This window comes from Neisseria sp. HMSC15G01, assembly GCF_001808255.1.
Lineage (GTDB): Bacteria > Pseudomonadota > Gammaproteobacteria > Burkholderiales > Neisseriaceae > Neisseria > Neisseria subflava_A.
This window is the reverse complement of sequence record NZ_KV792664.1, coordinates 1-5,248: the sequence shown is the minus strand read 5'-3', so window position 1 is coordinate 5,248 and position 5,248 is coordinate 1. Positions and strand designations below refer to the sequence as shown.

Genomic DNA, 5,248 nt, shown 5'->3' with positions numbered 1-5,248 from the left:
GGTACTGTTGGCCTGCGTCACAAATTCTAATCTTTGGATTAGTATGAAAAAGAGCCTGTTTTATGCAGGCTCTTTTTTATTCTTATGCCCTACCCTCAACGAAAATTAATTTAAGCGTTGTATATAAAAAGGCCGTCTGAAACCAATCAGTTTCAGACGGCCTTTAGTCTATCTATCCTTATTGCCAAATAACAATAAGTTCAACAGACAAGCTTTATTTCTCATTTAAAATCTTACCAACAATCTCGCCCACATCTTTGGACAAACCTTCTTGTGCATGGATGCGTTGCAACTCTTTAGTCATAACGGCTTTGCGGTTGGCTTCCAATTTGTTGCAGATGTTGAAAGCCTGCACCAGTCGAGCGGCAACTTGCGGATTAAAGCGGTCAATTTCCATCACTTTATCTGCTACAAAGCGGTAGCCGCTGCCGTCTTCTGCATGGAAGTGCGGAATATTACGACTGAAGCTCATCAATAAAGAACGGGCTTTATTTGGGTTTTCAATACTGAACTTAGGATGATTCAAGGCCGTCTGAACTTGCTGTAAAGTATCTTTACGGCGACTTGAGGCAATCAGGGCAAAGTATTTGTCCATTACCAAAGCATCATCGGCGAATTTATCGGCAAATTGTGTCAACAAACGATCGCGGATTTCACTTTCATTGCTGTTGATTGCAGATAAGATACCCCATTCGTGGGTCATGTTTTGCGCCATTGCTTCGTAATTCTCCGCAACGTGCTCGATATGCGCAGCGTCAGCACGAAGGATAAATGCCCTGCAAGCATTACGCAAAGTGCGCCAGCCGGCCAATTCCGGGCTGTATTCATAACGAACAGCGGCATCGGCTTGGTTTTCTTGCTCGGCAGCCTGACGGTTCAACTCGCGCCATTGAGGCAGGAACTTGACGGCAACGGAATTGAGCAAGGCTTCACGCGCTTGATGAACCTGAATCGGGTCAATATTTTCTTCTTCCGCCCATACATCGGTTTCAGACGGCATTTGCAGCAAAATGGCACGGAATGCCGGATCAAAGTCACCGGAAACCACCAAAGCCAAAGCATCCATCAATGCTTTGTGTTCCGGTAAAGGACGGCCTTCCGCCAATGCCTGACGGTTGGCATTAATGGCGCGATGATACAGGGTTTGAGCAGCCTCCCAACGTGCAAACTCATTTTCATCTGCCGCCAGCAAAGTCGCCAATTCTTGCTCGCTGTATGGATAGTTCAGGGTAACCGGTGCAGAAAAATCTCGTAGCAGAGACGGGATAACCGGCTCATTGACGCCGCCCAACACAAAAGTCTGCTCGGCTTCGGTCAATACCAAAACCGCCTCTTTCACCCGTTTGCCTTGATATTCAAACTCAACCGCTTCGCCTTTTTCATTCAGCAAACCGGTTTTGACCGGAATCATCATCGGCTGCTTGTCCGCCATATCGGGCGTGGCCGGAATGGTTTGTTTAATGGTCAATTCAAACGCTCCACCTTTCAGACGGCCTTGAGCATCTAAAACCGGCGTACCGGCTTGGCTGTACCATAAAGCAAACTGATCAAGATTGATGCCGTTTGCGTCTGCCATTGCGGCACGGAAATCATCACAAGTCACAGCCTGACCATCGTGGCGTTGGAAATACAGCTTCATGCCTTTTTGGAAGCCCTCTTCTCCGAGCAAGGTATGATACATGCGCACTACTTCTGCACCTTTTTCATAGACGGTCATGGTGTAGAAGTTGTTCATCTCCTCATAGCTGGCCGGGCGAACAGGATGCGCAGTCGGGCCTGCATCTTCAGGGAATTGGAACAAGCGTAGCATACGGACATTGTCGATACGGCGTACCACGCGGCTGGCTCGGTCGCCGGAAAACTCTTGATCGCGGAATACGGTCAAACCTTCTTTCAGCGACAATTGGAACCAATCGCGGCAGGTCACACGGTTGCCCGTCCAGTTGTGGAAATATTCGTGGCCGACAACAGATTCGATGCCTTCAAAGTCGGTATCGGTCGCGGTACGGCTGTTGGCCAGCACAAACTTGGTGTTGAAAATATTCAAACCTTTGTTTTCCATCGCGCCCATATTGAAATCGCCCACGGCAACGACCATGAAAATATCCAAGTCGTATTCCAAACCGAAGCGTGTTTCGTCCCATTTCATCGCATTTTTCAACGATTCCACGGCAAAACCGACTTTAGGTTTGTCTGTCTCAGTGGTGTAGAACTCGATTTTGACCTTACGGCCGCTCATGGTCGTGAAATAATCTTCCGTTACTGCTAAATCGCCTGCCACCAAAGCAAAGAGATAGCTCGGTTTAGCAAACGGGTCTTCCCATTTCACCCAATGACGGCCGTCTGAAAACTCGCCGCCATCGATTTTATTGCCGTTAGACAGCAACACCGGATAGCGTTTTTTGTCTGCAACGATGGTGGTGGTAAATTTAGACATGACATCCGGACGGTCGATGTAGAACGTAATTTTGCGGAAACCTTCCGGTTCGCATTGGGTGAACAGGTTGCCGCCGGAAGCATACAGACCCATCAGAGATTTGTTCTCAGCCGGCAAAATTTCGGTTTCTACTTCCAGCGTGAAGTTTTCAGACGGCACGCCTGCAATCGTCAGTTTTTCGTCTTCCAACACATAATCTACGGCCTGGCCGTTTACTTTCACAGACAGCAGTTTTGCCGAACCATCCAATACCAACGGCTCCCCTGCTCTTTCAGGTTGAACGGTCAGACTGGATTTGACGATGGTTTGCGGTTCTAAAATATCGAAATGCAGGTCGGTTTTCAGAATACGGTACGCTGGCGCGGCGTAGTCTTTCAAATAATGGATGGTTTTGCTCATTTGTTCTCTTTCAGAGTCATGCGGTAAATAGATGAAGCATATCGTTTCATCTAGCCTAAATTCAAGTGTTTTCAGAAAAAAAGCCGTCTGAAACCTAAAATTTCAGACGGCCTCCCTATTCAGGCAGCAAATCTAGTTGCCTGTCATTGCCAACTTACCACTGATACAGCGCACCGGCACCCACACCGACATGACCGTCGGTATTGGCCGAGAAGTTGCCTTTGACAATCCAGTTGCCGCCGTCGCTCATCGCAGACACGCCGATGGCCATAGCAGACTGGCCGCCATAGTAGCCGCTGCCGACACCAATACCGGTCGCACCCGGACGGGTTACCTGCGGAATCGAGCCTTGGGCAATCGCACCGGCCACACCCGCGTAGGCTTTCTTACCTACTTGGTTGATGTTGTTCTGCAACTCGGTACCCAAACCAATCAACTGGTTCACGTTTGCCGCGTCTGTACCGTCTTTACCCGGAGCCACGTTGGTAATGCGTTGGCCGCCGTTGTTCAGACCGACAGGAGACAATTTGACTTGGTTGTTCGGATTGTTTTCAGTCGGTGCAGCGATGGTTACGCCATCGTTGTTGACCACGGTATTGCCTGCGGTCAGACCATCTTTGTTCAACGCAACTTTATCTCCGACTTTCACGCCGTCGTTATTCATCACAGTATCGCCTGCTTTGAAGGTATCGGCATTCACGGTCTTCACGCTAATCTCGTCAGCCAACTTCAGTTGTGCACCACCGGCTACGGTTTCGCTGATGATGTTGCTGTCGCCTTTGACATTGATGGTGTCGCCCAATGCGTAGTTGTTGCTGCCTGTCGTACCGCCGAAGTTAATGCCTTTGGCGATAGTCGCAGCGTTGTTGGCTACGTTTTGGTTGGTTGCGTACAACTGGCTGCCGTTGACGGCATCTTTGCTGTTGGCATTGATGTCGCCATCCGCTACGTTGGTTACTTTGTTGCCCGCATTGTCCAAGCCGTCTTTAGTCAGGTTTACCTTGCCTGCTTTCAAGCCGTCTTTGTTCAATGCAACATCGTCACCAACTTTGACACCATCAGTATTCACTGCGGTATCGCCGGCTTTCACGCTGTCAACGTCCAAGTCTTTATTGGTAGCAACTTCATAAACAGTCTGACCTTTGTCACCTGTTTTTTCCGTCACAACGATGTTCTTACCTTGAACGACTTCAGTCTTGGACTCAGCAGCAGCTTGTTTCAGTTGAGAAACATTGACTGCATCGGTGTCATCCGTACCGGCTGCCACGTTGGTGATCTTGTTGCCGCCATTGTTCAAGCCAGCTTTGGTCAGGTTCACATCGCCAACTTTCAAGCCGTCTTTGTTCAATGCAACATCATCGCCAACTTTGACACCGTCATTATTCATCACGGTATCGCCTGCGGTAACACTGTCGACTTTCAGGTTTTTATCGGTAGCCACTTTGTAAATGGTTTGGCCATTGGCGCCGACATCCTGAGTTACAACAATGTTATCGCCTTGAACGACTTCGGTCTTAGCCGCAGCCGCAGCTTTGTTCAACTGAGCAACATTGACCGCATCAGTGTCATCGGTACCGGCTGCAACATTGGTAATCTTGTTGCCGCCATTGTCCAAGCCGGCTTTAGTCAGGTTGACATCACCAACTTTCACGCCGTCAGTATTGACTGTGGTATCACCGGCTTTCACGCTGTCAACTGCCAAGTCTTTAGCCAATTTGACTTCCAACTTATCAGAGCCATTCGCTACAACGCCGATATTGCCGTCTGAAAGTTTGGCTGCATCGGTTTGACCGCCAACAATATTCAGTTTCGTACCCGGTTTGCGTTCAACGTCTTTGCCGCTGTCACCACCGAAAGTCAAAGGCAGATTGGCAGTTGCATTGACGGCTTTGATTGCATCGTGGATATTGTTCTCACCAGTACCGCCAATATCAGTCATGCTGATGTTGCCGCCATTATTGGCCGCATTGCCACCCAACACATTCACCAACTGATCTTGGGCCGCATTCAGCTGCTCTTCAGTCGCCGCACGTTTGCCTTGGGCAAAGTCGCTACCGCCCAAAGTCGTATTGCTCAAGCCGCTGACTTCGCCTTTCTCGCCATCAATTTTCACCGGAGCCGCTTGACCGACATTCAACACATCGGCCAGTTTCAGCTGTGCACCACCGGCTACGGTTTCGCTGATGATGTTGCTGTCGCCTTTGACATTGATGGTGTCGCCCAATGCGTAGTTGTTGCTGCCGGTGGTACCGCCGAAGTTGAAGCCTTTGGCGATATTGGCGGCGTTGGTCGCTACGTTTTGGTTGGTCGCAAACAGTTGGCTGCCGTTAACGGCATCTTTGCTGTTGGCGTTGAGGTCGCCATCGGCTACGTTGGTCACTTTGTTGCCGGCGTTGTTCAAACCGTCTTTGG

At 49.5% G+C, this 5,248-nt stretch carries 2 protein-coding genes; both read right to left on the bottom strand.

All coding sequences use genetic code 11. The features are described 5' to 3' along the window. Nucleotides 1–214 precede the first annotated feature (214 nt). Nucleotides 215–2,836: an aminopeptidase N gene (gene pepN / locus HMPREF3139_RS02460; protein ID WP_070460250.1), complete on the bottom strand. Its 2,622-nt coding sequence runs from the start codon at nucleotides 2,834–2,836 to the stop codon at nucleotides 215–217. Nucleotides 2,837–2,990: 154 nt separating this feature from the next. After that, a partial coding sequence (locus HMPREF3139_RS02455) for a YadA family autotransporter adhesin (RefSeq protein WP_210388919.1) occupies nucleotides 2,991–5,248 on the bottom strand: 2,258 nt, incomplete at its 5' end.